This window comes from Kribbella sp. NPDC048837 (assembly GCF_055586945.1).
Window position 1 is genome coordinate 377,244 of the sequence record NZ_JBVJHF010000009.1, and the last position, 25,354, is coordinate 402,597.

Below are 25,354 nucleotides of genomic sequence, written 5' to 3' on the forward strand. Positions count from 1 at the left end.
AGGGTAGAACTTCGCCAGGTTCGGGGCGACCGCGGCATCCTTCGATCGTCGGCAGCGTGCCAGTCTGGGCGCGGCTCACAGGTGTTTGAGCATGATGTTTCGCCAGCGGCAGGCCGCGTCGGGAGCCCAGCGGTCTGTGCCGAGCAGGGGGTCGTTGTCATGGACTTCGAAGGCGATGTGTCCTTTCGGGCCCAGGAATGCGGCGACTTCGTCGGCGTCGTAGTTCGGTGCTGCGAGGGTGGCCAGGTCGATCTCGGCGATCTTGACGTCGTTGATCCAGGTGGTCACGTGTGGGCGCTCGCCGACGCAACGGATACGGAGCGAGTTCCAGTCCAGCCATTGCCAGGCGGCCAGGAACTCGTCCAGGGTCGCGGCGTACTCGAGCAGGTCGGCCTTGGCCGGGGTGAAGGGTTCGGCGGAGTTCTCCGGATCGTCCTCGCGGAGACCGACAGGTTGTCCGGCTGCGTCGAGTTGCGCCGTGATGGCGAACGGGATGGCGTGGAAGCTGCCGAGGCCGTTGCCGAAGAAGCCGCCGATGGCGCCGGACTGGCGGTGGTCGACAAGGACCTGGAGTCCGTGCCAGGAGTCCGATCGGCGGCGGAGCATGATGCCGGTGTCGGCGGGCCAGTCCGGGTTCAGCTCGAGGGTGAGTTCGAAGTCGCCGAACTGCTCGTCGCTGATGAGGTAGCCGCCGTACCCGCTCCCGAGCGGTTGCTGCCGGCCCACGATCGCGCCGTCCTCGACCGACCAGGCGGCAGGATGCAGCGCGGCCTGCTCGGCGTAGTCGCGGGGGAAGTCCGGTGCTACGTCGAGTACGTCGGGGCCGCCCGGCCAGATCGATCCGTAGCTGCGCGGAATGACCGACCAGCCGGTGAGGTCCTTGCCGTTGAACAGTGGCTCGAAGTCCTGCATCTTTCTCCCTCAGAAGGCGTCGGCGCCGAGCTGGGCTGTGACCCACTGGGCGGACAGTTCGGTCGACGCGAGATTGGTGCCGGCCTCGGGGACGTCGACCTCGACGATGAGCCAGCCGGCGAAGGCGTCCGGCAGAGCTCGGATGGCGGCGAGAAGATCGACGTCGCCTCGACCGGGCTCGGTCCAGACGGTGAACTGGGTGACGGTGGCCTCGAAGTAGCTCGCGTCGGCGTCCTTGGCCGCCCGGGCCTGGTCGAGGTGGACGTCCTTGAGGTGTACGGCGGCGATCCGATCGGCGTACTCCGTCATCAGGGCGGCTGGTGTGATACCCGCCCAGGCAAGGTGACCGGTGTCCGGGCCGAAGGCGAGGACGGAGTCCGGTACGGCGTCCAGCACGGCACGGATCTCGGGCTCGGTCTCGACCGTGCTGCCGACATGCGGATGGAGAGCCGGGGTGACTCCGGCGGCGGTGATCGCTTCGGCGGCGACCCCGATGCCGTCGATCACCTTCTGCAGCTGGGCATCACCGCCGTACCCGATGGCGGGGTGAGCGATGCGCTCGGCGGTCAGGCCGGCCGCCAGGAAGACCTCGGTGTTGCCGAGCTCGGCCTGGACCGCGGCATGCTGCTTGGCCGATTCGGCGAGATCACGTGGGTTGGCCGTGTGGAAGTCGGCGGAGAAGTAGCCGGGGGCCGGCTCCAGGTCGTACTCCGCGAGCAGCGCGTGATAGCCGGATGCGTCGAGGCCGGGTGGGGGATCGGCGTGGATGCCCTTGAACGGCGTCGTCATGATCTCCGCGAAGGCGGATCGGAGGATGGGAACGCTCAGCTCGAAACCGTTGGGGGTGAGGACCCAGGGCAGCGGATTCAGGCCGGTACGGAATTTCGGCATCAGGAACTCCTTCAGTGGTTGAGGTCAGCGTCCGGCGAGCGAGCCGCCGATGCCGCCGATGCTGAAGTACTTGTTGAGGACGGCGAAGATGATGGCCGGCGGCAACAACATGACGACCGAGACGGCCATCACCGAGCCCCAGTCCGTCGCGTTCTGCTGGAAGAACGTCTGCAAGCCGATCGGGAGCGTGAAGATGACGCTGGACCGCAGGAACACCAGGGCGACGAGGTAGTCGTTCCAGGCCAGCAGGAACGCGAAGATCGCGGTCGACAGAATTCCGGGCAGCGAGTTGCGGAGCACGATCCTGGTGAAGGAGCCGAACACCGAGCAGCCGTCCACCCACGCGGCTTCCTCGAGCGCGTGCGGGATGGAGTCGAAGTACGCCGCCATCATCCAGGTGGCGACCGACAGCGTGCTTCCGACGTACACGATGACCAGGCCGATCAGGTTGTCGGCGAGCCCGATCCGCGCGAAGAGGACGAACAGCGGGATGATCGCGGTGATCACCGGCAGCGACTGGATGACGAACAGCAGCAGGGAGAATCCGGCGACGGCCTTGCTGCGGCCGCGGGACAGCACATAGCCGGCGGGCGCGGCGACGACGACCGAGACGAGTACGGTGGCAAGGGTCACGCCGAGGCTGTTGCCGAGCCAGAGAGCGACGTCGGTGCTGGTGAAGATGTAGCGGAAGTTCTCCAGCGTGAGAAGACTGGTGGTGCTGCTCGTTGCGCCGGGCCGGATGGCCAGCAGAAGGGTGGCGAAGACCGGCACCAGCACGATCAGGGTGATGAGCAGCAGGGCGCCGAAGCGCCACCATTGTCCGCGGGCCGCGGGGTCCCTGGACGGACCCGCTCGCAGGACTTGGCTGGTTGTCATGCGATGTCCACCTTTCGGATCTGGCGGTACAGCGTGGTCGAGATGATGACGAGGACGAGCGTCATCAGGAACGCGATCGCCACGCCGGGGCCGGTGAGCTGGTCCTGGAAGACGGTGCGATACGCGAGAACCACCAGCGACGAGGTCGCGTCGACCGGCCCGCCACCGGTGAGCAGGTAGATCGTGGGGAAGTCGTTGACGCAGAAGATCGTCATGAGGATCCAGCCGATGTACGTCGATCGCGAGATCAGTGGCAGCGTGATGTGGACGAACTGCTGCCAGCGGCCGGCGCCGTCGATTCCGGCGGCTTCGTACACAGCGGTGTCGACGGCGGCCAGTGCGGCCGAGGTCATCAGCATCATGAACGGGAAGCTGACCCAGACCTTGAAGAGGCAGACCGTGATCGCGGCCAGGGTCGGGTCCGCGAGGAAGTGCACGTCGCCGAATCCGAGCGCGGACGCGAGGGTGGGCAGCGGGCTGGTCGGCGTGCCGACGAGCCAGTTCACAGCGGTGGACGACACGACGATCGGCACCACCCACGGAAGCATCAGCAGGACCTTGAACGTGTTCCTCCCGGGAATCTTCGTCCGCAGCAGCAAGGCGAGTCCCATGCCGGCCAGCCAACTTCCGAACACGCCCACGATCGTGAAGATCACGGTGAAACGGGCGGCCGTCCAGAAGCGCGGACTCGTCAGAACGTCGGCATAGTTGGAGAGGCCGACGAACTCGCCCCTCACGATCAGGGTGCCGTCGTGGACCGACTGCGATGCCGCGACGACGAGGGGGTAGGCGTTGATCAGCACCACGAGAACGATCGCGGGCGTGACCAGCAGGATCATCGTGAGCGCGCGGCGGCTGATTCCCCTGGCTCCCGCGGGCGGAGCCCCTGGCGCGGCCTGCCGGCGTGGCGCCGTGGCGGCGACCTCCAAGGTCCGGGTCATCGCTTCACAATCGTGTCGAGGCCCTGCTGCAGCGTGGTGAGTGCGGCTTTCGGGTCGGTCTTTCCCTGCAGCATGGCTTGCGCGAACTGCGCGAGCGGCTGGCCGCCGTCGACAGCCGCCAGTGCGGCGAACGACTGGGCCTTCTTCGCGGCGTAGGTCTTGCAGACCGGTATCCACTTCTCGACGATCGCGACCTGGTTGGGGTCCTTGGCGTAGTAGTCCGCCTTGGCGATCGACTTCAGTACCGGTACGGCCACCCCGACCGGGCTCTGCCAGTACGTGTGGATCTGACCCAGGTAGTACTTCAGGAAGGCCTCTGACGCCTCCTGCGAGGGGGTGTTGGTGTACATCATCAGGTTGTTCACGAAGAACAGCCCCGCGACGGTGCCGGACGGGCTTGTCAGCGGATCCATGACGTGCAGATCCTTGCCGGTCGTGCCTGCCCGTGCCGCGAGTCCCGGGGTGTGGATCCCGATGCCGGCCTTCTTGTTCTTCCATTGGGAGTCGAGGTTGTCGGCGGTGTAGGACACCGCTCCCGAGTCGATGATCCCTTCGTTCGCAAGCTCACGGACGAAGGTCATCGCCTGGATGTTGGCGTCCGTGACGCAGTCCGGCTTGCCGTCCGGATCGAACAGGCCGCCGCCGTTGTTGATCATCATCGCGACCATCGTGTGGGCGCCGAGGTTGTTGCCGGCTCCGGCCCCGGTGGCGAAACCGGACGCGCCGATCTTCTGGAGAGCCTTGCCGGCGGCAAGCAGTTCGTCCCACGAGGTCGGCACCTTGGTGCCGGCCTGATCGAGCAGCGCCTTGTTGTACCAGAACGGCCGGACGTCGGTCTGCCACGGTACGGCGACGTACCCCTTGTCGGTCTTCATCGTGTCGATGACACCGGGCAGGAAGTCGTCGTACGTGCCGTCCTTCTTGAGACTCTCGATGAAGTTGTCGGCGTACGCGATCTGTCCCTGATCGGCGAACTGGAACGCCTGGAAGCCCGCACCGGAGCTGACCGCGGGACCGGTCTTCGAGGCGATCGCGGACGAGAAGGTCTGGTAGAAGCCGTTCCACTGGATGATCTGGTACGTCGCCTTGCTCGCGCCGGTGTAGTCCGTGACGATCTTCTTGCCCAGCTCGTTGTAGGCGGGTGTTCCCCACGGCATGTCCCAGAACTTCACGGTGCCGCCACCGGCTTTGCTTGCTCCGCTGCTGCCGGAGACGTTGCAGGCGGCCAGCGCGGGTGCGGTGACCGCGGCGCCGACCAACCCCAGGAATCCTCGGCGGGTCACGCCGCCATGCGATGCTTTGTTCATCGTCCTGAGTTCCTCTCAGAAATGTGGTGCCCGAGGGCGGCGGTCGTCAGTTCGACGTCCGCCTGGAGGCGGCGCAGCTCGGCCAACGCGTCGGCCGATCCGGTCGCTTGCAGCTCATGCAGGCGCCGAAGGCTCGCGCGATGAGCGTTCTCGTAGTGCGTAGGTGCGAGTACGGCGCCGTGTGGTCCGACCGTGGTGAGCATGGCGGGCTGAGCAGTGTCGCTGGATGGGATCAGCACATCGACACCTCCATCGGAGGTCAGCACCCGGACGGTCGCGGAGTCCGGCAGGGCGGCGGTGCACACGACGCTGAAGTCGACCGCGATCGACGTCTCCGTCAGGCCCTCCGCCTGCAACGCACGATCGGAGAGGTGACGGACCCGTGCTGTCGTCAGCGGGCCCAGGAGTGCGCGGATCAGGACGAACTGGTCCAGCAAGGCGCTCGCGAAATCGGATCCGGGCTTCATGACCACGCGGCACTCGACCCGGCTGCCGCTGCCCGCGGCGTCACGGAACGCACGCGCGGCCGGGACGATGACCGGATTCGAAGCCCAGCGGGAGTCGACGACAACGATCGTGGACGGATCCTCGGCGAGCAACCCGGCACAATCCACCGGCATCGGTTCGACAAGGACCACTCCGTGCGCGCCGGACCGCAGCGCGTGGAGCACCTCATCCGGCCACCGGGACGTACCGTCGACGAAAACCACTCCGGTCGTGTCCGGGAAGGACAACGGCAGGGTCGCGAGCGCCTGGCGTGCCTGCATCGACGCGTTGCTCATGCCGCGGCCTCCGCCTCGTGCTGCGACCTGATGGCTTCGGCGGCCGCGTCGGCGACCGTACGGGCGAAGCGCACATCGTCGACGAGGGTGTCCAGGTCGGGTCGCTCCACTTCGCCTCGGACGGTGGCGGCGAGCTCGCGCCACTCGGCCTCGTAGCCGTTGACAGCAGTGGGACCGAACATGCGGGCCGAGCCGGCTGTGGTGAGCGTGCTGACCGCGGACCCGGCGTGCACGTACGACGGCGTGAATCCGACGTGCAGCACCTGGTGGTCGGCGAACGCCTCCAGCACCCAGTCGGGCTGCCAGGTCTGCGACATCACCGCGTGCAGCTCGATACTTTTGCCGCCGGCAACGAATAGGATGCGGTAGCCGAACGGTGCCGGGAACTTCGCGTCGATCACGCGCAGATCGTCGTACCGGGGGAGCAGACTCCGGATCAGCGGCAGGTCGTGGATCGCCAGACCCATGACGCCGGCGTGGACCATGCCGGCCAGCACGGCGACGTCCGACCAGTCAGGCGCCGGGAACGGCTGCCGCGCCAGGACCTCGGTGGCGACGTCCTCGAAGCGCGAGTTCGGCGGCAGCACGATCGACGAGCGGATGGTGTGACTCGTCCGCGGCAGATCACCCCAGTGCGCGACGGCCGCTCGCCAGCCCGGATCGAACGAGTGCATCGCGCCGACGAAGATCGGTACGCCGGTCTCCGCCGAGACGGCCGCGATCGCGTCGGCCTCGGCCGCCGACATCGCGAGCGGCTTCTCGCACAGCACCGCCTTCTTACCGGCCCGGCAGGCTGCGATCACCTGCTCGGCATGGAAGGCGTTCGGACTGCAGATCGCGACGACCTCGACCGCCGGATCATCGAGGAGCGCTTCGACCGAGGCCGAGTGCGCGGCACTCACTCGACTCGCTACGCCTGCGGCGACCGCAGGATCGATATCGGTGACATGGCGAACGGTGAACGTTTCGCCGAGCCGAGCGAGAGTCGGCAGGTGAATGGCCTGCGTGACCGGCCCGGCGCCGAGAAATCCAACTCCGATGGAGGACTGCATCCGTGACTCCTCACCAGGGTGAAACACGATCAGTCGTTAAGATTTCGCCAAACATAAACGCGTGATAAGGTTTCGTCAAGACCGTGGCTCGACATCGGGAGGACGTGTGGCCGGCGAGGCGACGCCCATGACCAGGGGCCCTTATCGCAAGGGCGTCGAACGCCGCGAGCAGATCATCCGCAGCGCCTCCGAGGTATTCGGCGAGCTCGGGTACATCGGCGGCTCGCTGCGTGCGATCGGCGACCGGGTCGGCGCCTCGCCGGCCACCCTGATCCAGTACTTCGGCAGCAAGGAAGGCTTGCTGATGGCGGTGCTGGAGGACTGGACGGTCCAGACCACACGATGGGCGATACCGGCAGATCCGCCGGGACTGGAGTACTTCCGCGCGATCCCCGCGCTGATGGATTACCACGTCGACCATCGCGGGACGCTCGAGCTGTTCCTCACGATGTCCGCCGAGGCGACCAATCCGGGTCACCCTGCGCGCGAGTTCATCCAGCGCCGGTACGCCGATGTCGTGCGGAACTGGTCCGAGAAGCTGCGCGAGGCTGTCGTCCGGGGCGAGGTCGGCGCGCTGACCGACGAGCAGATCGACGCCGAGATCCGGATCCTGGTCGCGGTCCTGGACGGCGTCGAGCTGCAGTGGTTACTGGGCGCGGACATCAACCTGCCCGGCCTGGTTGCCACCCACCTCGACCAAGCCATCGCTCGCTGGAAAACCGCACCGGCGACTTAGGCGTGTACGCCACCAGCGGTGGATTCAGCGCTGGTCGGATCCGAGGGGTGACGTCTGCTGATTGGTGGTGGCGTAACTGGCGAGCAGGACGATTCCGTCGTGGGTCGGTGATCCGGGCTCTGGGGTGTAGGTGAGGAGGGTCTGGCTGAGGTCCGCGGCGAGGGGGAAGGATTCGAACGGCAGGTCGAGGTCACCGACAACGGGGTGGTGGATGAGCTTCGTCCCGGTGGTGTGGATCTGGACATTGTGGGCCGCCCAGCGGGTGCGGAACGGGTCGCTGCGGGTGGACAGCTCCCCGATGAGGTCGGAGAGCTTGCGGTCGTAGGGGTGCCGGCCGGCTTCGGCGCGGAGGATCGCGATGGTGTCGTCGGCGACCTTGTGCCATTCGCGGAAGAACTCGTCGGCCTTCGGGTCGAGGAAGACGAAGCGGGCGTTGTTGGCCGGTCTGATCGGATCGGCCAGCATCGGGGCGAACAGGGCGTACCCGAGTGGGTTCGCGGTCACGAGGTCGAGCCGGGCATTCAGGACGACGGCTGGGGTGTTCACCATGGAGTCCAGAACTCGCTGGATCGTAGGGCGGACCGACTTCGCCGCAGGTTGACGGCGAGGCGCGGGGGTTCCGGCGGCTCTGATCAGGTCTTCGAGGTGTGTGCGTTCGGCGTCGTCCAGCTGGAGCGCCTTGGCGAGCGCGTCGATCACGCCGGCCGAGACTCCGGCGGCGTGGCCGCGCTCGAGCTTGGTGTAGTACTGGCTGGAGATCCCGGCCAGGAGTGCGACCTCGTCGCGTTTCAGCCCGGTCACCCGGCGGCGGTCGGCGGCGTACAGCTGGAGTCCGGCCTGCGCGGGTGTGATCCGGGCCCGCCGGGTGGTGAGGAACTCCTGGATCTCGGCCCGAACGTCACCGCGGACGTTCCTGGGGTCGGCCCAATCGCTCATATCACCCACCCTACGAGCCCTCCGGCAGGCGAGGGAGTCCCTGCCAGTAGCCCTCTCAACAGGGGCTCCCGCCCCTGACTGAGCAGTGGTTCCTTGGTGATGTCGCTCGATCGGTAGCGGCGAGAGATCACATCATCCGAGGGAACAGGCATCACATCATGGTCGAGAAGCAGGTCTGGCTTGTCACTGGCGCTGGTCGTGGGTTGGGGGTCGATATCGTCAAGGCCGCTGTGGCGGCTGGTCATGCGGTCGTTGCTACCGGGCGCGACGTGCAGAAGGTCGCAGCTGTGTTCGGCGAGTACGACGATCTGCTCACGGTCGCCCTCGATGTCACCGACCCGGCCGGCGCTGAGGCCGCGGTCCAGGCCGGTGTCGGGCGGTTCGGGAGACTCGACGTGGTGGTCAACAATGCGGCCAACTTCAACGCCGGCTTCTTCGAAGAGCTCACTCCGGAGGAGTTCCGCGGCCAGATCGAAACCACCTTCTTCGGCCCGGTGAACGTCCTGCGTGCTGCGCTGCCGGTCCTGCGGAGCCAGCGGTCCGGGCTGTTGCTGACGGTCTCCTCGACCGCGGGGATCGTCGGTGGGGAGTTTCTCAGCGGATACGCGGCGTCGAAGTTCGCGGTCGAGGGGCTGATGGAATCGATCGCGGCCGAGGTGGCTCCGTTCGGGATCCGCACCATGATCGTCGAGCCGGGCTTCTTCCGTACCGAGCTCCTGACGCCGGAATCGACGCAGTACGCGACCTCGACGATCGCGGACTATGCCGACAGGACCGAGGACACCGTCGCCGCCTGGAAGAGCATGAACGGCAAGCAGGGTGGAGATCCCGCCAAACTCGCCGCCGCTCTGGTCGAGCTCGCAACCCGTGAGACGCAGCCGCTGCGGTTTCCCGCCGGCTCCGACGCCGTGACCACCTTCGAGGACCGGGCCAAGCTGCTCCTCACCCTGGCTGACGCCAACCGGGCGCTGTCCAGCAACCTTGGTCACGACAATGCCTGACGCTCCTCTGACCGGAACCGTTGCTCTTGTCACCGGTGCGAGCAGCGGCATCGGCGAGGCCACCGCCCGTCACCTCGCCCGAGAAGGCGCCAGGGTCGCCTTGGTCGCCCGCCGCCGCGATCGCCTCGAATCCGTCGCCGGCGAGATCACCCGAGGCGGCGGCACGGCTGTCGTCGTCGAGGCCGATATCGCCGACCGGGCGCAGGCGGCAACTGCCGTCGCGCAGGTCGTCGAGCAGCTCGGCAGGCTAGACATGTTGATCAACAATGCCGGCCTCATGCTGCTCGGACCGATCGTGGGTGCCGACCGCAGCGACTGGGACCGGATGATCGCCGTCAACGTCGAAGGTCTGCTCTCCGTCACCCACGCCGCGCTGCCCCATCTGCTCCAAGCGGTCGATGACAGTCCTCGCCGCGTCGCCGACATCGTCAATGTCAGCTCGATCGCCGGGCGGACCGCCTGGAACGGGTACGGCGTCTACAGCCTCACCAAGTTCGGGATGAACGGGTTCACCGAGGCGCTGCGCCGAGAGATCACCAAGCGCCACGTCCGCGTTGGAGTCCTCGAACCGGGCGGTGTCGCCACCGAGCTCGGCTCGCACAACAGCGGCGCCGCCCGCAAGGACATCGACAATTTCTACGCCACCACCGAGGTTCTCGCGCCCGACGACGTCGCCGACGCGATCACCTACATGGTCACCCGCCCCCGGCACGCCTCGATCGGCGAGCTGTGGCTCATGCCCACCGACCAGATCTGACCGCCACCCGCCAAGAACACGATGAACCCCACCTACGACTTCACCGGCCAGGTCGCCCTGACCACCGGAGCCGCTTCCGCAATCGGCCTGTCCTCCACGACCGCCGCCACCTGGCTGTGCAGCTCCGCCGCCGGCCTCGTCGTCGGCGTGGCCCTGCCCGTGGACGGCGGCTTCACCGCTGACTGACCTGCCCGGTCGCTCACGATCTGCCGCACTCCCGCCCACCCAACGAGCACCGGCGCAGCTTCACCGGCACGGGCACGCGCGTACGGCGTGAGTGCGCCGCCCGACGCCGCCAGTACCCGACGAGAATCGGCGAAGGAGGGTGGCCAGGGCTTGGCCGCCGCGGATGCACCTCGTGGCGATTCCCAGCGTCGGGCGAGATCCTTCGCAACGCGGAAATCGCGCCGGTGGCGTCGACGGGCTGGCCGAGTGCGATCGCGCCGCTGTCGGGAGTCGCCGACGAGTTCTGAGCTAGTGCCAGTAAGTGTGAGATCGATGTTTATCGGTATACGACTGGCGTCAGAATTGGATCGTGACCGCGATCATCCACCTCGTGCACGGCCCGGCGAGCCGGGAGCCGGTGGACTGCCGCGCGCTCCGCTCGTACCTGCACGAGGTCCTTGCGGAACCTCAGGACCCCATCGCCTTGCGTCGTTTCCGGCGATGGTCGCGTGCCCTGAGGATCTGAGCACCTCAGCGAACACCGACAGCCACCATCCGTGGGTTGCCTGGAGATGGTGGCTGTTGCGCTGACCACCAGCCGATTCGGTGATCCGTCCGGCTCCCTGGTCACTGTGCTGCCCGATCCGAGAAGCCGTTCCAACACCATGAAGAAGAGGACAGACTGATGCTCGATCCCGTCGTCGACAAAGGTCAGCTGACCGAGACTGACCGCTTCATCTTCGAGTCGTGGGGCTACTTCATGATTCCCAACGTCTTGACCAAGGACGAGGCCGCCGAGGCTTACGAGGTTTCGCGGCGTCTGCACCAGAGCCGCGACCGCGAGTTCGGGCAGATCGGCCGGACCTACGAGAGCGAGCCGGTTCTCGAGCGGCTCATGGATCATCCCGACGTCCTTCCGAAAGTGCAGGGTCTGCTCGGCGACCGATTCGTGCTGCAGGCAGGCTGGAACACCATGCAGCCGGCGCACGCGGGGAACGGCCGTTGGCACCAGGACGGATCGGCCGCCTTCGACTTCAAGGACCTGGGCTACCCGGTTCCCTTGCTCCAGCTCCGCGTGTCGTACCTGCTCACCGATCAGACTGTGCCCGGCATGGGCAACATGGAGATGATTCCCGGCAGCCACCGCTCGCGGGTCGGTCTGCCCGACGCAATCCGTGAGCCCAACGACGACATCGCGATCGGTCATGTCGTGTGCGCCGAGGCCGGGGCTGCTCTGGTGTTCCACAACGGCGTCTGGCATCGAACCTTCCGCCACGACGGCGACTACGACCGCTTCACGACGCACTACGTCTACAGCCCACCGTGGGTCCGCATGGCCGACCGTTTCGGCAACGACCCCGAGTTCCTCGAGCGCACCACGCCCCTGAGGCGCGCACTGCTGGGGGAGTTCGCACGGCCGGACGCCCCGTTCGGCGCCAACTACGACCCGCTGCCGATCTGACACCCGAAGTGGCACCGGCCTTGCGTTGAACCCGGAGGCCGGTGCCTCGTGTCCGACACGACTTCACCTGCAACCAGTCGTTGGGTACCGCCCTGGTTGCCTGCATTCCGGGCAATTCCGGTGCATCGATGAAGTCCGAGTCCTAGAGTGCGCGGGGTGAATCTCTCGCATCTCGGTGCGCCGATCGGGCCGATGATCCGCGTCCACGGCGGGTACGCCAACCGGATGTACCGGCTCGACACCGACCAGGGGTCGTTCGCGGTGAAGGAGTTGAACCTCGTCGACCGCCGCTGGACCTACCGCATCGAGGACGTGTTCAGGTTCGAGCGGGCGGCCTTCGCCGCCGGCATTCCGATGCCAGAGCCGATCTCAGCCAGCCACCACACGCTCGTGCACCGGTGGGTCGAGGGAGAGAAGGTGCCCGAAGCACCAGTGTCGGAGGCGTACGCGTTCGAGATCGGTGAGATTCTCGCCTGCATACACGCGCTGAACGTCGAGTGGACCGACGTGTCGATCGACGACCCTGCGCCGCGGGACTGGCCCGAGCTTGCCGAGCGGGCGGCGGCGACCGGGCAGCCGTGGGCCGACGAACTCGCGTCCCATGTCGAGACCTTTCTTGCGATTGCGCACTTCGTCGACACCTGCGAACGGCGAGGCCCCGTTGTACTGACCCACAAGGACATCCAGCCGTGGAACCTGCTCGCTCGAGACGGTCGGCCGGTCGTGCTCGACTGGGAGCTCTCGGGGATGCTCGACCTGGCCGGTGAACTCGGCTCGACCGCGCTAAGCCTCGCGAAGGGCCCTGGCTTCGACACCATCGAGCCCGCAATCTTCCGCTCGGTCCTCGACGGCTACGTTGAAGGCGGCGGAGCGCTGCCGCCGCCGGGGCCGAGCTGGTTCGTGTACATGATCGGCGGCTGGCTCGGGCACACAAGGTGGAACATCCTCCGCTGCCTGGCCGGAGCCGAGGCGAGCACAGGCCCCGACCTCGCCCTGTCACACGAGTCCGCGCGCAACGGCGTACGCGGCCTACCCGACCTGTTCGCCCGACTCCCAGACCTCGAGACGCTCCTCGTGTGACTGCAGCATTCAAATGCCCTGCGGTGGGACCAGAAGGCTCGGAAGTCCCGGCGACCGACAACCGGCGATGCGAAGCGATGTGATGTGACGCACAGTCACGGTCAGCCAAAGATCCAAGGAACGCGCCGACCGGTCGGCCCGCGGCGGGCAACGACGTCGACGAGGGTTGCCGTCCTGACGACCGCCATCGTTGGAGCACTCGCGTCGAGGACCAGGACAGTGCCGGGTTGTGCCTTGATCGGCCGTCGCTGGAGCTAGACGGTCGTCGCGCCGGCGGCGCCGTACCTGAATGTCCGCGCGCCGTCGCCAGCTTGCGGAACTGGGGGCAGCGTGACGTGGTGCAGGTTGATGAACCGCAGCGCTTGGGCCTTGCCGTGGGACGCTGCCGGGTGACGTCTGCGAGGTTACATACTCCGAGGTGCTGGAACCGGCTGTGCAGCTCGTTCGGCGCGCCGATGTGGACAACGGCTAGCTGCGAGCGGGCGACGACCGCGGCGGATTGTGCTACCGAGCCGCCGCCTTGGATCATGTACCAAAGGATCCTGGCAGGGTGGTTAAGCCTTTGTGTGCCGGGACTCCGGTAATAGGCATGCTCACGATTCAGTCCCAAGTCATCGTCACGTAGTGCTCGAGCTCGGCAGCCGGCACTGCGAGCATCCATGATCGTATCGAGCGTGGTGCAGGAGGGCCGGCGGCGCGCTGCCTTTACTGCTTCGTACTCGATCCTGGCCGCATCCCCGATCGCGGCGATGACGAACGCGGACAGGTGGTGGTCGTAGCCTGGGAAGCTGTGACGACGAGTGTCGAGTTCACGGAGCTCACCGGGGTGTACCGCCGCGAGTTGCTCGCGCATTGCTACCGCATGCTCGGTTCGATCGACGACGCCGAGGACGCGGTGCAAGAGACCTACCTGCGGGCCTGGCGGTCGTACGACGGCTTCGAGGGCCGGTCATCGGCGCGGACGTGGCTGTATCGCATCGCCACGAACGCCTGCCTGACCGCGATCGAGCGCCGTGGCCGTCGGCCGCTGCCATCGGGTCTCGGCGCACCGAGCACCGACCCGGACGTGCCATTGGTGGCCGGACCCGGCGTGGCGTGGCTTCAGCCGTACCCGGACGTTCTCCTCGGTGACCTGCCGGACGACCCCGCGGCGGTGGCGATGTCGCGAGCGGGGATCCGGCTCGCGTTCGTCGCCGCGTTGCAACATCTCTCGGCCCGGTCCCGCGCCGTCCTGATCCTGCGCGATGTCCTGCAGTGGTCGGCTGCCGAGGTTGCCGAGTTGCTGGAGACGACCCCGACCGCCGTGCACAGCGCGCTGCGGAGGGCCCGTGCCGACGTGGCCCGCGCGACGCCGGCCGTCGACGACGTCGCGGAGCCCGGCGAGGCGGAGCGGCGTGGACTCGTCGAGCGGTTCGCGGCAGCGATCGAGGGCGCGGACACCTCGGCGGTGGCCGAGCTGCTGCGCGTGGACGCCGTCCTGGAGATGCCGCCGCTGCTGACCTGGTTCGCCGGCCGCGATCCGGTGGCCCGCTTCCTCGGTGCCACCTTGCTGCTCGAGCCTGGTGGCCTGCGCATCGTACGGACCCGAGCCAACAATCAGGAGGCGCTGGGCGTGTACTCGCGCGGTCCCGATGGTGTCCACCACCCGCACGCGGTGATCGTGCTGAGCGTCTCTCCCACCGGCATCACGCGCATGGTCGCGTTCCAGGATCCCGGCCTGTTCCCGGCGTTCGGGCTGCCGTCCGAATAGAACTTTCGCTGCGCGCGACGAATCGGCGGACCGGCGCGGGTCTGTCTGTCTAGGCCGTCCGACGGACGGGCGGCCGCACAGCAGACGGAGGACGCAATGCGCAAGATCATCGCCGCCATGAAGATGTCGCTCGACGCGAAGGTGGAAGGCCCGGACGGTACCGCCGACTGGGTCGAGGCATGGTCGGAGGACTACGGCCTGACGCCGCAGATCGACGCCTGCCTGCTCGGCGCAGGCATGTATCCCGGCTACGAGTCGTACTGGACCGGGATCCAGACCAAGCCGGACACGCCGGTGTGGATCACCAGCGAGCCGCCGACGCAGGCCGAGCGGGAGTGGGCCGACTTCATCAAGCAGACGCCCCACTACGTGCTGTCCAGCACCCTGCAGACCACGTCGTGGCCGAACACGACCTTCCTGCGTTCGATCGACGACGTGGCCGCACTCAAGCAGCAGCCGGGCAAGGACATCTACCTTGTCGGTGGAGCGCGAATCACCGCGTCCCTGATCGACGCAGGTCTGGTCGACGAGCTGCGGTTGATCACGTACCCGCTCGTCGCCGGCACGAACAGCACCGCGCTGTTCGCGACCTCACCACGACGTAGAGCCGAGCTGCTCGAGGTGCGGAAGCTCGACCGTGGCAAGGTCGCGCTGAGCTACGGATTCGGCTCATGACAGGTCCGGACAACAGCCAGGTGGTCGCCGAGTTCCGCGCGAACGGCGGCCGGCTCGGCGGGCCCCTGGCTGGAACGCCCGTCCTGCTCCTGCACCACGTCGGGGCGCGAACCGGAACGCGACGGGTCACTCCCTTGGTGTACTCCTGCCATGCCGGCGACCGCGTGGTCGTCGTCGCGTCCAACGGAGGCGAGCCGAGCGATCCCGCCTGGCTGCACAATCTCCGAACTCATCCGAACGCCGCAGTCGAGATCGGCACCGACGTCGTTGCGGTGCACGCGGCAGAAGCGGGCGGGGTCGAGCGCGACGAGCTCTGGAAGGAGGTGATGGCCCGCTACCCGGATGTCGGACGGTTCGGCTCGCGGACAGACCGCCCGATCCCGTTGGTCGTCTTGCGGCGAATCCCAGCCACCACCGCGGCGGCTCTCGCGTAGTGGTCAGCGGTTGCCTTGGCACGATTGCCGTCGAGGGAGGTCTTGGTGTACGGAAGCGTGCGCTCCCTCTCTCCGGGGCATCGGTGGTCGCGTAGACCTGCCGGTCGTTCGCGAACCAGAACCCGTCGTGGAGAACGGCCTCGACCTCCGGCTTTCCCTTCGCCTGGACCGTCACCCGGACCACCGGGGCCGTGTAGACGCCGCCCTTGCGGTCGAACCCGAACACGGGTCCACCCAGCAGCATGGCGTTCGTTCCGAACCTGACGCTCGACGCACTGATCACGCCGCCCGCGGTGCGGCTGCAGAACCAGTAACCCGGCCGGTCTGGTGCGGTGACGGCTCGGCCAATGTGAAGTAGGACGAGACCGTTGGATCGTCTGTCGGTTCCGGTTCCGGTGTCGGCGCGGTGATGCGGCTGTGCGGCTGTGCGGCGTAAGGTCGGGCTCGGACTCGAACCGGGGGAGACGAACGTGAACAATACCCGGATGCCCGTTGCTTTCCTCGGCCACGGCAACCCGATGAACGCGCTGCAGACGAACCGCTACACCGAGGCCTGGCGGATCTTCGGGGCATCTGTGCCGCGGCCCCGAGCCATCCTGGTCATCTCTGCGCACTGGTACACCAACGCCACCGCAGTCACCGCGATGCCGCGGCCCCGCACCATCCACGACTTCTACGGGTTCCCGCAAGAACTGTTCGACGTGCAGTACCCGGCGCCCGGGGCACCGGAGGTTGCGGAACTCGTGGCGGACGTCTGCAAGCCCAAGTGGGTGGGGCAGGACATCGACAGTTGGGGAATCGACCACGGCACCTGGTCGGTTCTCCTCCACGCCTTCCCGGACGCCTCCATTCCCGTCGTCCAGATGTCCCTCAATGCGTTCAAGGACTTCGACCATCACCTCGAACTCGGCCGGAAGTTGAGCCCGCTGCGCGATGAGGGCGTCCTCATCGTCGGCAGCGGCAACGTCGTCCACAATTTGCGCGCAGTCGACTACCGCAAACCGGACTCGGGGTACGACTGGGCTCTGCGTTTCGACGAGGCTGCACGCGAGGTGCTCGAGGGTTCTCCCACGGAGGTAACCGCTCTCGACGCCCACCCTGACTTCGCCAAGGCTGTTCCCACACCAGACCATTTCCTGCCCTTGCTCTACGCTGCCGGGCTCGCCGGCGACGAGCCATTCGATCTCTTGGTCGACGGACATGCCGCCGGCTCGATCTCGATGGCCGCTTACAGCCTGGGGCTCGACTGTGACGTGACCGTTGCATCCGACGCGGGGCCTGCCGCTCCGCTGCCCGACGGTTTCCCGACTGCCGACAGCAACCTCTGAATCGACGTCTCGAGGCAGGACGGAGTCAGCTGGCTCCGGGTACGCGCTTGATCAACGCTCCCGGTCTCGGGATCGGTGTTTCTCTCTGTCCGAGTTGCCGCGCGGGTGCTTCGTGTCGAGCCCACGGTGGGATAACCGTGGCGGCTGTTCACTTTTCTGCCGCTGCGCTGCTTCTCGTCCCGCGAGGTGGCCGAACACGAGCCCCAGCGAGATCGTGCCTCCAGCGCCTCCGTAGAAGCCCTTCGTGGGTGCACCTCCCGCGTTGCCGGCGGCGTACAGGCCCGGAATGACCCTTCCCTCGGTGTTCAGCGCGCGCCCGAGGGCGTCGGTCTTCGGACCGCCCACGGTGCCGAGCGCGCTGGCCCCGACCTTGAGTGCGTAGTAGGGCGCGGTGTCGACCGGGCCGAGCACGCTCGACTTCGGGCTCTTCAGCACGGAGCGGATGATCCTCGCCAGGGGACCGACGACGATGGAACGCAGGCGCTCGGGATCGTTCTTCTTCGCCACTCGTCCCGCGAGCTTGCTCACGACCGGTCCGATCGCCGCGGCGATGCGCATCCGGGCCTTTGCGGTGGCTGCGGGGAACCGCGCGTCGGGCGAGTTCTTGCCCAGCCGGGGATAGAAGGCGCCGAAGTACCGGTCGAACAACGTGTCACCGCGATTGAACTGCGGGTCGCGAGCGCGTGCGGACTCGGGGTTGAACCGGTCGACCGTGCGGAGCAGTCCCAGCTCGTCGACGTCGATCTTGGCCGCGAGCTCCGACAACGTCTCGGCGCGGTGGAGGTAGTCGGGTACCTCTCCGCCCGGGGTGATGCCGAAGATGCCGAACTTGGTCCAGTAGTTCTGGTCGAAGATCAGCCACGCGGTGGCGTTTGGCATAGTGCCCGTCTCCTGGTCGATCTCTCGCATGATCTTGCCGAGTTGGTCGTACGGGAGGGCCTCGTTGGCGAAGCGCTCACCCATGCTGTTCACCATGATGCTGTGTGGCAGAGCACGCTCACCCAGGAACACACGACTGAGTGGACGGCCCTCCAGTTCCTCACCGGGCAACTGCACGCCGGGCATCCACCAAGCGTCGTCCACGCCGGTGAGATCAGCGCCCACTTCTTGGGCCAGCTGCACCGCGATGCCGTCATGGCCCTTCGGAGATACCTGTAGGCCGAAGGGCGCGCCGAGGTGGGTGGTGGTGACCTCGGGTGAGCTCTCGAACCCGCCGCTGGCCAGCACGACCCCTCTGGTGGCTCGCACCGTGTGCTCGACGCCATCGGCCAGGACCACGACGCCGTGCACTCCGGATTCGTCCGTGACGAGCCGGACCGCGGGTGCCTCGACACGTACGTCGACACCGTTGCGCAGGCCGGCCTCGAGCAGGGCTCCGACCAGTGCCGGGCCGGCGAGCCAGACGTCATCGATGCCGATCCCACCCAGCAACCAGAACGGGAGCGGATTCTTGGCCATGCCTGTTGTCAGCGCCGGTCGCACGAACTTGGCGGCCTCGCCCAGTCCCTCGGGGGAGTAGGGGCCGGGAAAGAGGGCCCGGCCGACCGACGCGCCATCGATGTCGGAACGGTAGTCCGGCCAGATCGTCGGAATCCATCCGAAGGAGGTGTGCTCTTCGATGAATCGGGCGACATCGGGCCCTGTCTGCAGGAACTGCTCCACCAGGTCGTGGTCGAGGATCTTGTCCCGGCCTTCGCCATAAAGGTAACGGCGGGCCTGATCCAGGTCGTCGCTCACCTTCAGGTCCTCGGTGGAGAAGCCGTGGTTGGGGATCCACGCCGCACCGGCAGAGATCCCGGTGGCGCCACCGACGATCTCCCGGGACTCCACAACCAGGACCCGCGCCCCCTCCTTCGCGGCGGTGAGTGCCGCCGTCAGTCCCGCTCCGCCGGAGCCGACGATTGCCACGTCCACCTCGTCGGGGATGCCGAGCTGTGACACGCTCCCGATGGAGCCGTGGTGCTGTGTCGAGCTGCTAACCATGATGTCCTCCTACGATCGGTCTGGTGTGACGTCTCCTCTGCCGAGGACCGTGAATTCAGCGGCGGTGCGAGGTACGAGGTTGTCGCCACTCCGAGTTTTTTTTGCGATACACTCGTTGTAGCGTAAATGGATGAAGATCTATTCCCGGGAGACTGAACCCATGCCACGCAGCACATCCGGTCGCGGCCGGCCTCGACTCGCGTCGACCGACCAGGGCATCATCCGAACGGCGCTCGGACTGCTGCGCGAGAAGGGCCCGGCCGCGGTCAACATCGAGGCGGTCGCGGCGCGGTCCGGCATCGCTCGCACAACGATCTACCGCCGTTACCGCAGCCGGGACGAGCTGATGAGCGCGGTCCTCGAGCACCTGATCGACCCCGCACCCTTGGCGCCAGACCTCCCGGTTGGCGAGAAGCTGCGATGGGTCCTCGAGAGGATCGGCGAGATCCTGGAGAATCGACTCGGCCCGGGAGCTACCGCCGCCATCATCGCCAACAGCGATCCCGGCTTCACCGCCGCAGTACGCGCACGACTGGCCACCCGGTTGAGTTCCCTCGCCGACCTGATGGACGTCGACATCAGGACTGGCCGGCTTGACGCCAACGTCGACCCCGACACCGTGCTCGGCATATTGGTGGGCACCTACCTCGCCGAGGTCCTCAGGTTCGGCACCCCACGCAAGGGGTGGGCCGACCGCGCTCTCGCGTTCCTGACTCCCGCAGTGACTCCACGCCGGCCCGCGCGCTGAGGCAGACATCTCCGCGCGTACGACGAATTCGTTGGACTCACCTACGACCGCCCGCTGCACAGGAGATGGGAATGCCCACCGAGTTCCTTACAACGCGAGGATCCCGGCGACGGTCGCCCTACCGAGCCCCAGCCGCTGTAGCCAGCCGCGAGGTTGCCGGTACTCGGCAATGAGCGTATCCCGACCTTCGCCGACAGGGCCCGTACCGAGTCCGTGCGTTCGACGCCATCATTGGCTCTGTGCGGACCGGGAGTTCGTCGTAGGAATTCGGCACAACCAGTTGTGCCTGCGGGTCGTCGGTGACGACACCGCGGAGCCCTTTCCAACGGAGCAAGAATGATCGTCTTTGACGTGGTGCTCGTGGCACTTGTCGTTTGCCTGATCGCGGCGGCGGTAAGCGTTCGCGTGGTGAGGCAGTTCGAGCGAGGAGTGGTGTTCCGGTTCGGTCGGGTACTGCCGGAGATCCGGCAGCCCGGCTTGGTACTGCTGGTGCCGATTGCCGATCGGCTGCAGAAGGTGAACATGCAGATCATCACAATGCCGGTCCCCGCGCAGGACGGCATCACCCGTGACAACGTGACGGTTCGCGTCGACGCGGTCGTCTACTTCAGCGTGGTCGACCCGGTGCGCGCGGGCGTCGACGTCCAGGACTACATGTCGGCCATCGGTCAGGTCGCGCAGACCTCGCTGCGGTCGATCATCGGCAAGAGCGACCTGGATGACCTGTTGTCCAACCGGGAACGCCTCAACCAGGGAATGGAACTGATGATCGACAGTCCCGCGCTGGACTGGGGTGTTCACATCGAGCGGGTGGAGATCAAGGACGTCGCGCTGCCGGAGACGATGAAGCGGTCGATGTCGCGGCAGGCCGAGGCGGAGCGGGAGCGCCGGGCCCGCATCATCACCGCGGACGGTGAGCTGCAGGCGTCGGAGAAGCTCGCCCAAGCAGCCGAGGTGATGACCGAACATCCGGCCGCGCTGCAGTTGCGGCTCCTGCAGACCGTCGTCGAGGTCGCCGCGGAGAAGAACTCCACACTGGTGCTGCCGTTCCCCGTCGAGTTGCTTCGATTCCTGGAACGATCAACACCTCCTGAGACCACCTCGAAGCCGACCGGTGCCGGTGCGCAGCAGCCCATCAAGCCTGCGGCCGGCAACGCAGTACCGGCTCTGACGGTCAGAGCACAAGGGGCTGCGTTGGCCGCGTCCCACGAGGCGGCCGGGTCGGCATAACCACAGTGGGGCGGACTACCCACAGGTTGTGCCGACCCGGCATGGCAGCCGTGATGAGACGTCAGCGTTCATAGCGACGGCAGTCGCGCCACGGAGGGCCACTGTGTACGGGGCGGGCGGGTGCGGGTTGAGCCACGCAGGAGAGTTGTTCGGACAGTTGGTACGTGATGGCCGCGAGCAGGTCACCATCACCGGCCAGCAGTGGTCCTCCGTCGAGCGCGTCGACGACATGTGGGCGCAGTCGTGGCTGAGCAGATCAGCCACCATGTCGCGGGTCTCGTCGACGAGATCGTCGAGCGTGATCGATCTCGGCAACGTGCGTACCCGACCGCCGGACCCGAGCGAACCGGCTCCATGGCCAGGCGCCCGGACGGACTGCCCCCACTCTGCGCAGTCCGCTCATCGTTGCAGCCTCGAGTGGAGGCGAGCGCGTAGCTCGATCCGAAGGCGGGTGCGGACCCCGTGTGTTCAACTGACGCGCTGCTGGCACCCGACACAGAAGCGCACGTACGGCAAGATCTCGAGGCGTTCGACGGGTATGGAGGACCGGCAGCTCTTGCAGGTTCCGTAGGAGCCATCCGCCAGACGCTGGCGGGCAGCTTCGATCTCCTCGAGCACACGCTCGATCGCGGCGGTTTGAGCCTCCTGCAGACCTTTGTCCGCGTGCGGTGCGGACTCCTCGATCGCCCTGAGTTGGGCAAGGCGGGAGTTGCGCTCGTGTTCGAGGCGCTGGCGGGCGTCGTGCTCAGTGAGGTTCGGCGCGCGGCCCAGGTGGGTGGTCACTTGCATCGGATCCTTTCAAGGGGACGGCAATGGGGGCCGGCGTACGCGTTTGGAGGTATCGCGTACGCCGGCGGTCTTGAGTCGCCCGTCCTGAGGCTCGTGAGTTGGTTCTGTCTCCACCATCGGCGATGCTGCGATCGTTCACCATCGGGCCTGACACCCATTTCGTGCGCACGGAGACCCGCAGGTACCGGTCGACAGATGAGTGTCAGGCCGGATCGATTTGTTGTGCGGTTGCAGGCAGGCTGGATGGCTGTGGGTGCCGGTAACGGTGTCTGTTCCGGTGGTGTTCACCGAAGCCCTGGTGCCGCTGGGCAGATTGGTGGTCAGCTGATCAGAGCCTTCAACGACGTGCTGGCGCGGTTGGAGGCCGAACGTGCGACCGACCTGTCCACGCGTACCGGCCTCGCGGTACTTCAGGATTTTCGGCCTGGTCTACCCGCGTTGAACGAGCAGACCGAACGGTCGTGCGTCGGGTCGCCCAGGAGGTACTGACGAACGTCGCCGCCACGCCGATGCTGCCCGCGTCGCGATCTCCCTGCGGCACAGCGACGCAGTTGTCGGTCTCCGGATCCGTGACGACGGCCGCGGCCGAGGGCTCGCCCACGAGGGAGCCGGAATCCGTGGCATGCGGGAGCGTGCCCTCCTGGTCGGCGCCACACTGGATCTCGAGGCCCCTTCCTTGACCCGGGGGCGGTGAATGCGCTGATCCGCAACTGGCTGAACCGTGTCCAGTTCGGTCAGGCGATCCCGGAGCAGATACTGGCAGCCCGCGAGGAGGGTCCTCAAACTCGTCGCGAGGGACATTCCTCGAAGGAGATCGCCGATACGCTGTTCATCAGCATCAGAACGGTCGAGCGGCACCGGGCGAACATGCTCCAGAAGCTTGGACTCTGCGACCGCTTGATACTCGCCCGCCAGGCAATCCGGGCGGGCATGTATTCACCCCGCGTGCGAGTCGGCATCGTTGGAATGGTGCGGACCTGGAGGCGTGAGGTATCGCGGCAACGAGATCCGTGGCACGAGGAGGTTTCGATGACCGACATGGATCCGGTGGTACCACGTAGCGCTCCACCTGACCGGCACGCCGCCGGCTCGCAGGCGTATCGCCGCGAGCTCGAGGACCAGCGACGGCTTCCTACGACGTCGCCGCTGCGTGACATCGTCGACGTGTGGGGCGAGGATTCGTTCCCGGCCAGCGACCCGCCGGCAAACTGGTAGTCGGCCCGTGGGGACCCCACTCAGGCCGACGACAGCGACCCGATCCACGAGCAGTTGACGCACGTCGGCGCTGCGCGCGGTGCACCCATGCCTGCGGCGTTCCAGCGGTTGTAGGCCCGGATCCGCCGCCTCGATGTGCTCGTTGCCGGGGAAGACCGGCTCGGCGTCGGGTGCGATCGTGTTGAGATCGTCGGTACTGCACAGATTCGCAACACCGACGCGGCGGTCACGCGCTCGCTGCGGGACGCTGCGCAGCAGGTTTCGCGCTCTGTTCTGCCCGGCATGGTCGACCACCTGGTCGAGCGATTCCAGCCACTCCTGGGTCCCTGAGGGGTCCGGATCGAGCAGTCGGCTGTGTGCAGACGAAGGCTTTCTGGCAGGCCTTGGCCGCGTCTGTTCTCCAGGATGTCTGGGAGAGTGCGCTCGTCGGTCGGTCGGTCGGTCGGTCGGTCGGTCGGCCGGCCGGTCGGTCGAGGCGTGGTGCATGGGTTCAGTCTGCCGGGAATAGATCTGCACCCATTTACGCTACATGAGATGTAGCGATGAAAGTTCCCTAGCGATGGAGGAGTGGTAACCATGACAGCGTCCGGCGGAAGCGACATGGTCCTGCTGATGCTGCTCGGGGTGACGGTGGTCATCATCACTATCCGAGTTGCCGCACGGGCCTACCGGATCAAGCAGGAAGCCTTGGCCAAGCAGGCGACCGCCGTCGTACGGCGGTCCATCGACGATCGCGCTTCACAGCGGGCGTCGATGAGCAACTCGGAGACGCGATGACACCTGGCCGCGCCGTCAGCACCGACAGACTGGCGGGTCTGGGCCAGACCCGAACGCGCAGCGACCGGCATCGACTGCCCTTGCCGGGCCATCGGCCACGCACGGCGCAACAGAAGACGCCGTGACAGCTGCGAAGGACGCGCTCGACACGCACGTACATCATTTGAGGAGAGATCGATGGAGAAGATCGTTGTCGGCATCGACGGCAGCCGGACCGCCCAGCAGGCACTCGCGTGGCCGGCAGCGGAGGCCAGGCTGCGCGGTGCCGGTCTGGTCGTCATCCACAGATGGCAGCAACCCACTGCAGCCCTCATGTCCTCGTACGCCCCGCAACTGGCTGACCCCGCCACACTCGAAGAGACGGCACGACGGACGCTTGCCGATGGAGCGGCGGGGGTAGACCTCGCAAGGGTCGGTGCCGAGGTTGAGCAACTGCGTGTCCAGGGGCGTGCCGCACCAGCACTCATCGGAGCCGCTCAGGACAGCTCTCTGCTCGTAGTCGGCTCACGCGGACGGGGCGGCTTCGCCGGGTTGCTGCTCGGGTCGGTCAGCGAGCAGGTCGCTCACGAGGCGTCTGTCCCAGTCGTCATCATCCCGCCGGCTGCGACAGTGATGGATGGACACGGCAGCCAATGGGAAGGCTGACAGGTGGGTTCCCTGGTCGGAGTTGCCGGAGGTGCAGTGGCGGCCGCTCGAATGGCCACCCCGGGCAAGCGGCGGATGCCTGCCGAAGCACTGGCCGTCCTGAAGCTCAGGTTGCAGGAAGACCGCTTCTTCCGCCGGAACCAGCTGCGTGATCTCTTGGACCCGTCCAGGCCAAATCGGCCGAAGGAGCAATGCACCACCGCGCGGATCGAGGTTCAAGCCCAGCTGACCGCTGCTGCTGTAGAGGTACTGAGCGACATCGAGGCCGCGTTGATTCGGATGAACACCGGCCAGTACGGCCGTTGCCAGATGTGCGAAGCGGCCATCGGTCTGCAGCGCCTTCTCATCGTGCCGCACACTCGCTACTGTGCGCGCTGTCACCGTGCCAAGGAGATCGGAACCCGACGCGTCGACGGCGGCGGCTGGGTCGACGGCTTGGCGGCCCATGGAGATGTCTTGGGTGATGGAGACCTTGGCTTGGCCCAGGTGCTCGGCGATCGGGCGGGCGGCCGGCAGGTGTACTCGGTTGGATCAGGTCCGATGGCCAACTCGCGAACCTCACTGGACCCGCGGCCGAGCCCGAACACCTGATCGTCCAGGGCCTGCCGCGCCGTCTCTGCTCAGAGCGGCACAGGTCAGCTCCATCCTTGTCGTCCGCTCGCGCGGACGGGCCAGCTTCGCCCGGATTGCTGCTCGGCCGCCTCGTCATCCGCGGCGAGGTCGACAAGCGGGCGTTCAACGCATTCTGGCTGGTCGACAACCGAGCGGTGGCCCGGGATGCAGGTCAACTTGTGGACGACGGCATTGCGGCGGTCCAGGAATTGCTCCGGACCAAGCAGTCGGGTCGACCCGGATCGGCCGGCGGACGCCTCGGTGCCGCTG

General features: G+C 66.9%; 27 protein-coding genes. 17 read left to right on the forward strand and 10 right to left on the reverse strand.

Going from position 1 to position 25,354, the window contains the following annotated elements:
• Positions 1-75: 75 nt before the first annotated feature.
• Genes ACZ6O0_RS36500 through ACZ6O0_RS36530 form a run of 7 tightly spaced genes read right to left on the reverse strand, consistent with a single transcriptional unit; the run spans position 76 to position 6,761 of the window.
• Positions 76-912, reverse strand: a complete 837-nt coding sequence (locus ACZ6O0_RS36500; RefSeq protein WP_465769615.1) for a 3-keto-disaccharide hydrolase — start codon at positions 910-912, stop codon at positions 76-78.
• Between the two features lie 9 nt (positions 913-921).
• A complete protein-coding gene (locus ACZ6O0_RS36505) occupies positions 922-1,803 on the reverse strand; it encodes a sugar phosphate isomerase/epimerase family protein (protein WP_465769616.1) in 882 nt (293 codons plus the stop codon).
• Positions 1,804-1,827: 24 nt separating this feature from the next.
• Positions 1,828-2,679, reverse strand: coding sequence for a carbohydrate ABC transporter permease (locus tag ACZ6O0_RS36510; RefSeq protein ID WP_465769617.1), 852 nt, complete (start codon positions 2,677-2,679; stop codon positions 1,828-1,830).
• A complete protein-coding gene (locus ACZ6O0_RS36515; RefSeq protein ID WP_465769618.1) occupies positions 2,676-3,620 on the reverse strand; it encodes a carbohydrate ABC transporter permease in 945 nt (314 codons plus the stop codon). The genes ACZ6O0_RS36510 and ACZ6O0_RS36515 overlap by 4 nt, the downstream gene beginning before the upstream one ends.
• Positions 3,617-4,927, reverse strand: a complete 1,311-nt coding sequence (locus tag ACZ6O0_RS36520) for an ABC transporter substrate-binding protein (protein WP_465769619.1) — start codon at positions 4,925-4,927, stop codon at positions 3,617-3,619. The genes ACZ6O0_RS36515 and ACZ6O0_RS36520 overlap by 4 nt, the downstream gene beginning before the upstream one ends.
• Positions 4,924-5,709 (reverse strand): hypothetical protein, encoded by a 786-nt coding sequence (locus tag ACZ6O0_RS36525; RefSeq protein WP_465769620.1) that lies wholly within the window; start codon positions 5,707-5,709, stop codon positions 4,924-4,926. Before ACZ6O0_RS36525 ends, ACZ6O0_RS36520 begins: the two co-directional genes overlap by 4 nt.
• Positions 5,706-6,761, reverse strand: a complete 1,056-nt coding sequence (locus tag ACZ6O0_RS36530) for a Gfo/Idh/MocA family protein (protein WP_465769621.1) — start codon at positions 6,759-6,761, stop codon at positions 5,706-5,708. Before ACZ6O0_RS36530 ends, ACZ6O0_RS36525 begins: the two co-directional genes overlap by 4 nt.
• Positions 6,762-6,888: 127 nt before the next feature.
• Between ACZ6O0_RS36530 and ACZ6O0_RS36535 the strand changes: the two genes are divergently transcribed.
• Positions 6,889-7,497: a TetR/AcrR family transcriptional regulator gene (locus tag ACZ6O0_RS36535; protein WP_465769622.1), complete on the forward strand. Its 609-nt coding sequence runs from the start codon at positions 6,889-6,891 to the stop codon at positions 7,495-7,497.
• Positions 7,498-7,521: 24 nt separating this feature from the next.
• Here the strand turns inward: ACZ6O0_RS36535 and ACZ6O0_RS36540 are convergent, their stop codons facing one another.
• Positions 7,522-8,433 (reverse strand): helix-turn-helix domain-containing protein, encoded by a 912-nt coding sequence (locus ACZ6O0_RS36540; protein ID WP_465769623.1) that lies wholly within the window; start codon positions 8,431-8,433, stop codon positions 7,522-7,524.
• 158 nt (positions 8,434-8,591) lie between these two features.
• Here ACZ6O0_RS36540 and ACZ6O0_RS36545 point away from each other — a divergent pair, with 158 nt between their 5' ends.
• From ACZ6O0_RS36545 to ygiD, 10 genes are all read left to right on the forward strand, one after another.
• Entirely contained in the window at positions 8,592-9,434 is an 843-nt protein-coding gene (locus ACZ6O0_RS36545; RefSeq protein ID WP_465769624.1) for an SDR family oxidoreductase, read from the forward strand.
• Positions 9,427-10,191, forward strand: coding sequence for an SDR family NAD(P)-dependent oxidoreductase (locus ACZ6O0_RS36550; RefSeq protein WP_465769625.1), 765 nt, complete (start codon positions 9,427-9,429; stop codon positions 10,189-10,191). Before ACZ6O0_RS36545 ends, ACZ6O0_RS36550 begins: the two co-directional genes overlap by 8 nt.
• A 21-nt stretch (positions 10,192-10,212) precedes the next feature.
• Positions 10,213-10,377: a hypothetical protein gene (locus ACZ6O0_RS36555; RefSeq protein WP_465769626.1), complete on the forward strand. Its 165-nt coding sequence runs from the start codon at positions 10,213-10,215 to the stop codon at positions 10,375-10,377.
• A 349-nt stretch (positions 10,378-10,726) separates the two neighbouring features.
• A complete protein-coding gene (locus ACZ6O0_RS36560) occupies positions 10,727-10,882 on the forward strand; it encodes a hypothetical protein (protein ID WP_465769627.1) in 156 nt (51 codons plus the stop codon).
• Positions 10,883-11,041: 159 nt separating this feature from the next.
• Positions 11,042-11,818, forward strand: a complete 777-nt coding sequence (locus ACZ6O0_RS36565) for a phytanoyl-CoA dioxygenase family protein (RefSeq protein ID WP_465769628.1) — start codon at positions 11,042-11,044, stop codon at positions 11,816-11,818.
• Positions 11,819-11,974: 156 nt separating this feature from the next.
• Positions 11,975-12,898 (forward strand): phosphotransferase family protein, encoded by a 924-nt coding sequence (locus ACZ6O0_RS36570; protein ID WP_465769629.1) that lies wholly within the window; start codon positions 11,975-11,977, stop codon positions 12,896-12,898.
• Between the two features lie 790 nt (positions 12,899-13,688).
• Positions 13,689-14,648, forward strand: a complete 960-nt coding sequence (locus ACZ6O0_RS36575; RefSeq protein WP_465769630.1) for a sigma-70 family RNA polymerase sigma factor — start codon at positions 13,689-13,691, stop codon at positions 14,646-14,648.
• A 96-nt stretch (positions 14,649-14,744) separates the two neighbouring features.
• On the forward strand, positions 14,745-15,323 hold the full coding sequence (locus ACZ6O0_RS36580; protein WP_465769631.1) for a dihydrofolate reductase family protein: 579 nt from the start codon (positions 14,745-14,747) through the stop codon (positions 15,321-15,323).
• Complete coding sequence (locus ACZ6O0_RS36585) at positions 15,320-15,757, forward strand: nitroreductase/quinone reductase family protein (RefSeq protein WP_465769632.1); 438 nt, start codon at positions 15,320-15,322, stop codon at positions 15,755-15,757. The genes ACZ6O0_RS36580 and ACZ6O0_RS36585 overlap by 4 nt, the downstream gene beginning before the upstream one ends.
• Positions 15,758-16,227: 470 nt before the next feature.
• Positions 16,228-17,085: a 4,5-DOPA-extradiol-dioxygenase gene (ygiD, locus tag ACZ6O0_RS36590; protein WP_465769633.1), complete on the forward strand. Its 858-nt coding sequence runs from the start codon at positions 16,228-16,230 to the stop codon at positions 17,083-17,085.
• A 51-nt stretch (positions 17,086-17,136) separates the two neighbouring features.
• On the opposite strand, the gene ACZ6O0_RS36595 is transcribed toward ygiD, so the two are convergent.
• A complete protein-coding gene (locus tag ACZ6O0_RS36595) occupies positions 17,137-19,068 on the reverse strand; it encodes an FAD-dependent oxidoreductase (RefSeq protein ID WP_465769634.1) in 1,932 nt (643 codons plus the stop codon).
• Positions 19,069-19,228: 160 nt separating this feature from the next.
• Here ACZ6O0_RS36595 and ACZ6O0_RS36600 point away from each other — a divergent pair, with 160 nt between their 5' ends.
• Together ACZ6O0_RS36600 and ACZ6O0_RS36605 are read left to right on the forward strand one after the other, a co-directional pair.
• A complete protein-coding gene (locus ACZ6O0_RS36600) occupies positions 19,229-19,816 on the forward strand; it encodes a TetR/AcrR family transcriptional regulator (RefSeq protein WP_465769635.1) in 588 nt (195 codons plus the stop codon).
• 408 nt (positions 19,817-20,224) lie between these two features.
• Positions 20,225-21,046, forward strand: a complete 822-nt coding sequence (locus ACZ6O0_RS36605; RefSeq protein ID WP_465769636.1) for a slipin family protein — start codon at positions 20,225-20,227, stop codon at positions 21,044-21,046.
• A 468-nt stretch (positions 21,047-21,514) separates the two neighbouring features.
• Here ACZ6O0_RS36605 and ACZ6O0_RS36610 read toward each other — a convergent pair whose 3' ends face one another.
• A complete protein-coding gene (locus ACZ6O0_RS36610; RefSeq protein ID WP_465769637.1) occupies positions 21,515-21,829 on the reverse strand; it encodes a TraR/DksA family transcriptional regulator in 315 nt (104 codons plus the stop codon).
• A gap of 696 nt (positions 21,830-22,525) precedes the next feature.
• On the opposite strand from ACZ6O0_RS36610, the gene ACZ6O0_RS36615 reads away from it, so the two are divergent.
• From ACZ6O0_RS36615 to ACZ6O0_RS36630, 4 genes are all read left to right on the forward strand, one after another.
• Positions 22,526-23,050 carry a response regulator transcription factor gene (locus ACZ6O0_RS36615; RefSeq protein ID WP_465769638.1) on the forward strand — a complete coding sequence of 175 codons (525 nt, stop codon included), beginning with the start codon at positions 22,526-22,528 and terminating at the stop codon, positions 23,048-23,050.
• A 576-nt stretch (positions 23,051-23,626) separates the two neighbouring features.
• Complete coding sequence (locus ACZ6O0_RS36620; RefSeq protein WP_465769639.1) at positions 23,627-23,827, forward strand: hypothetical protein; 201 nt, start codon at positions 23,627-23,629, stop codon at positions 23,825-23,827.
• A 177-nt stretch (positions 23,828-24,004) separates the two neighbouring features.
• Complete coding sequence (locus ACZ6O0_RS36625; RefSeq protein WP_465769640.1) at positions 24,005-24,472, forward strand: universal stress protein; 468 nt, start codon at positions 24,005-24,007, stop codon at positions 24,470-24,472.
• A gap of 3 nt (positions 24,473-24,475) precedes the next feature.
• Positions 24,476-25,063, forward strand: a complete 588-nt coding sequence (locus tag ACZ6O0_RS36630; RefSeq protein ID WP_465769641.1) for a TraR/DksA family transcriptional regulator — start codon at positions 24,476-24,478, stop codon at positions 25,061-25,063.
• Positions 25,064-25,354 lie beyond the last annotated feature (291 nt).

What these genes read in the sequence shown, in the direction of transcription:
- ACZ6O0_RS36500 (WP_465769615.1), bottom strand. Translation starts at nt 912, where the DNA reads ATGCAGGACTTCGAGCCACTGTTCAACGGCAAGGACCTCACCGGCTGG.
- ACZ6O0_RS36505 (WP_465769616.1), bottom strand. Translation starts at nt 1,803, where the DNA reads ATGCCGAAATTCCGTACCGGCCTGAATCCGCTGCCCTGGGTCCTCACC.
- ACZ6O0_RS36510 (WP_465769617.1), bottom strand. Translation starts at nt 2,679, where the DNA reads ATGACAACCAGCCAAGTCCTGCGAGCGGGTCCGTCCAGGGACCCCGCG.
- ACZ6O0_RS36515 (WP_465769618.1), bottom strand. Translation starts at nt 3,620, where the DNA reads ATGACCCGGACCTTGGAGGTCGCCGCCACGGCGCCACGCCGGCAGGCC.
- ACZ6O0_RS36520 (WP_465769619.1), bottom strand. Translation starts at nt 4,927, where the DNA reads ATGAACAAAGCATCGCATGGCGGCGTGACCCGCCGAGGATTCCTGGGG.
- ACZ6O0_RS36525 (WP_465769620.1), bottom strand. Translation starts at nt 5,709, where the DNA reads ATGAGCAACGCGTCGATGCAGGCACGCCAGGCGCTCGCGACCCTGCCG.
- ACZ6O0_RS36530 (WP_465769621.1), bottom strand. Translation starts at nt 6,761, where the DNA reads ATGCAGTCCTCCATCGGAGTTGGATTTCTCGGCGCCGGGCCGGTCACG.
- ACZ6O0_RS36535 (WP_465769622.1), top strand. Translation starts at nt 6,889, where the DNA reads ATGACCAGGGGCCCTTATCGCAAGGGCGTCGAACGCCGCGAGCAGATC.
- ACZ6O0_RS36540 (WP_465769623.1), bottom strand. Translation starts at nt 8,433, where the DNA reads ATGAGCGATTGGGCCGACCCCAGGAACGTCCGCGGTGACGTTCGGGCC.
- ACZ6O0_RS36545 (WP_465769624.1), top strand. Translation starts at nt 8,592, where the DNA reads ATGGTCGAGAAGCAGGTCTGGCTTGTCACTGGCGCTGGTCGTGGGTTG.
- ACZ6O0_RS36550 (WP_465769625.1), top strand. Translation starts at nt 9,427, where the DNA reads ATGCCTGACGCTCCTCTGACCGGAACCGTTGCTCTTGTCACCGGTGCG.
- ACZ6O0_RS36555 (WP_465769626.1), top strand. Translation starts at nt 10,213, where the DNA reads ATGAACCCCACCTACGACTTCACCGGCCAGGTCGCCCTGACCACCGGA.
- ACZ6O0_RS36565 (WP_465769628.1), top strand. Translation starts at nt 11,042, where the DNA reads ATGCTCGATCCCGTCGTCGACAAAGGTCAGCTGACCGAGACTGACCGC.
- ACZ6O0_RS36580 (WP_465769631.1), top strand. Translation starts at nt 14,745, where the DNA reads ATGCGCAAGATCATCGCCGCCATGAAGATGTCGCTCGACGCGAAGGTG.
- ACZ6O0_RS36585 (WP_465769632.1), top strand. Translation starts at nt 15,320, where the DNA reads ATGACAGGTCCGGACAACAGCCAGGTGGTCGCCGAGTTCCGCGCGAAC.
- ACZ6O0_RS36595 (WP_465769634.1), bottom strand. Translation starts at nt 19,068, where the DNA reads ATGGTTAGCAGCTCGACACAGCACCACGGCTCCATCGGGAGCGTGTCA.
- ACZ6O0_RS36600 (WP_465769635.1), top strand. Translation starts at nt 19,229, where the DNA reads ATGCCACGCAGCACATCCGGTCGCGGCCGGCCTCGACTCGCGTCGACC.
- ACZ6O0_RS36620 (WP_465769639.1), top strand. Translation starts at nt 23,627, where the DNA reads ATGACAGCGTCCGGCGGAAGCGACATGGTCCTGCTGATGCTGCTCGGG.
- ACZ6O0_RS36625 (WP_465769640.1), top strand. Translation starts at nt 24,005, where the DNA reads ATGGAGAAGATCGTTGTCGGCATCGACGGCAGCCGGACCGCCCAGCAG.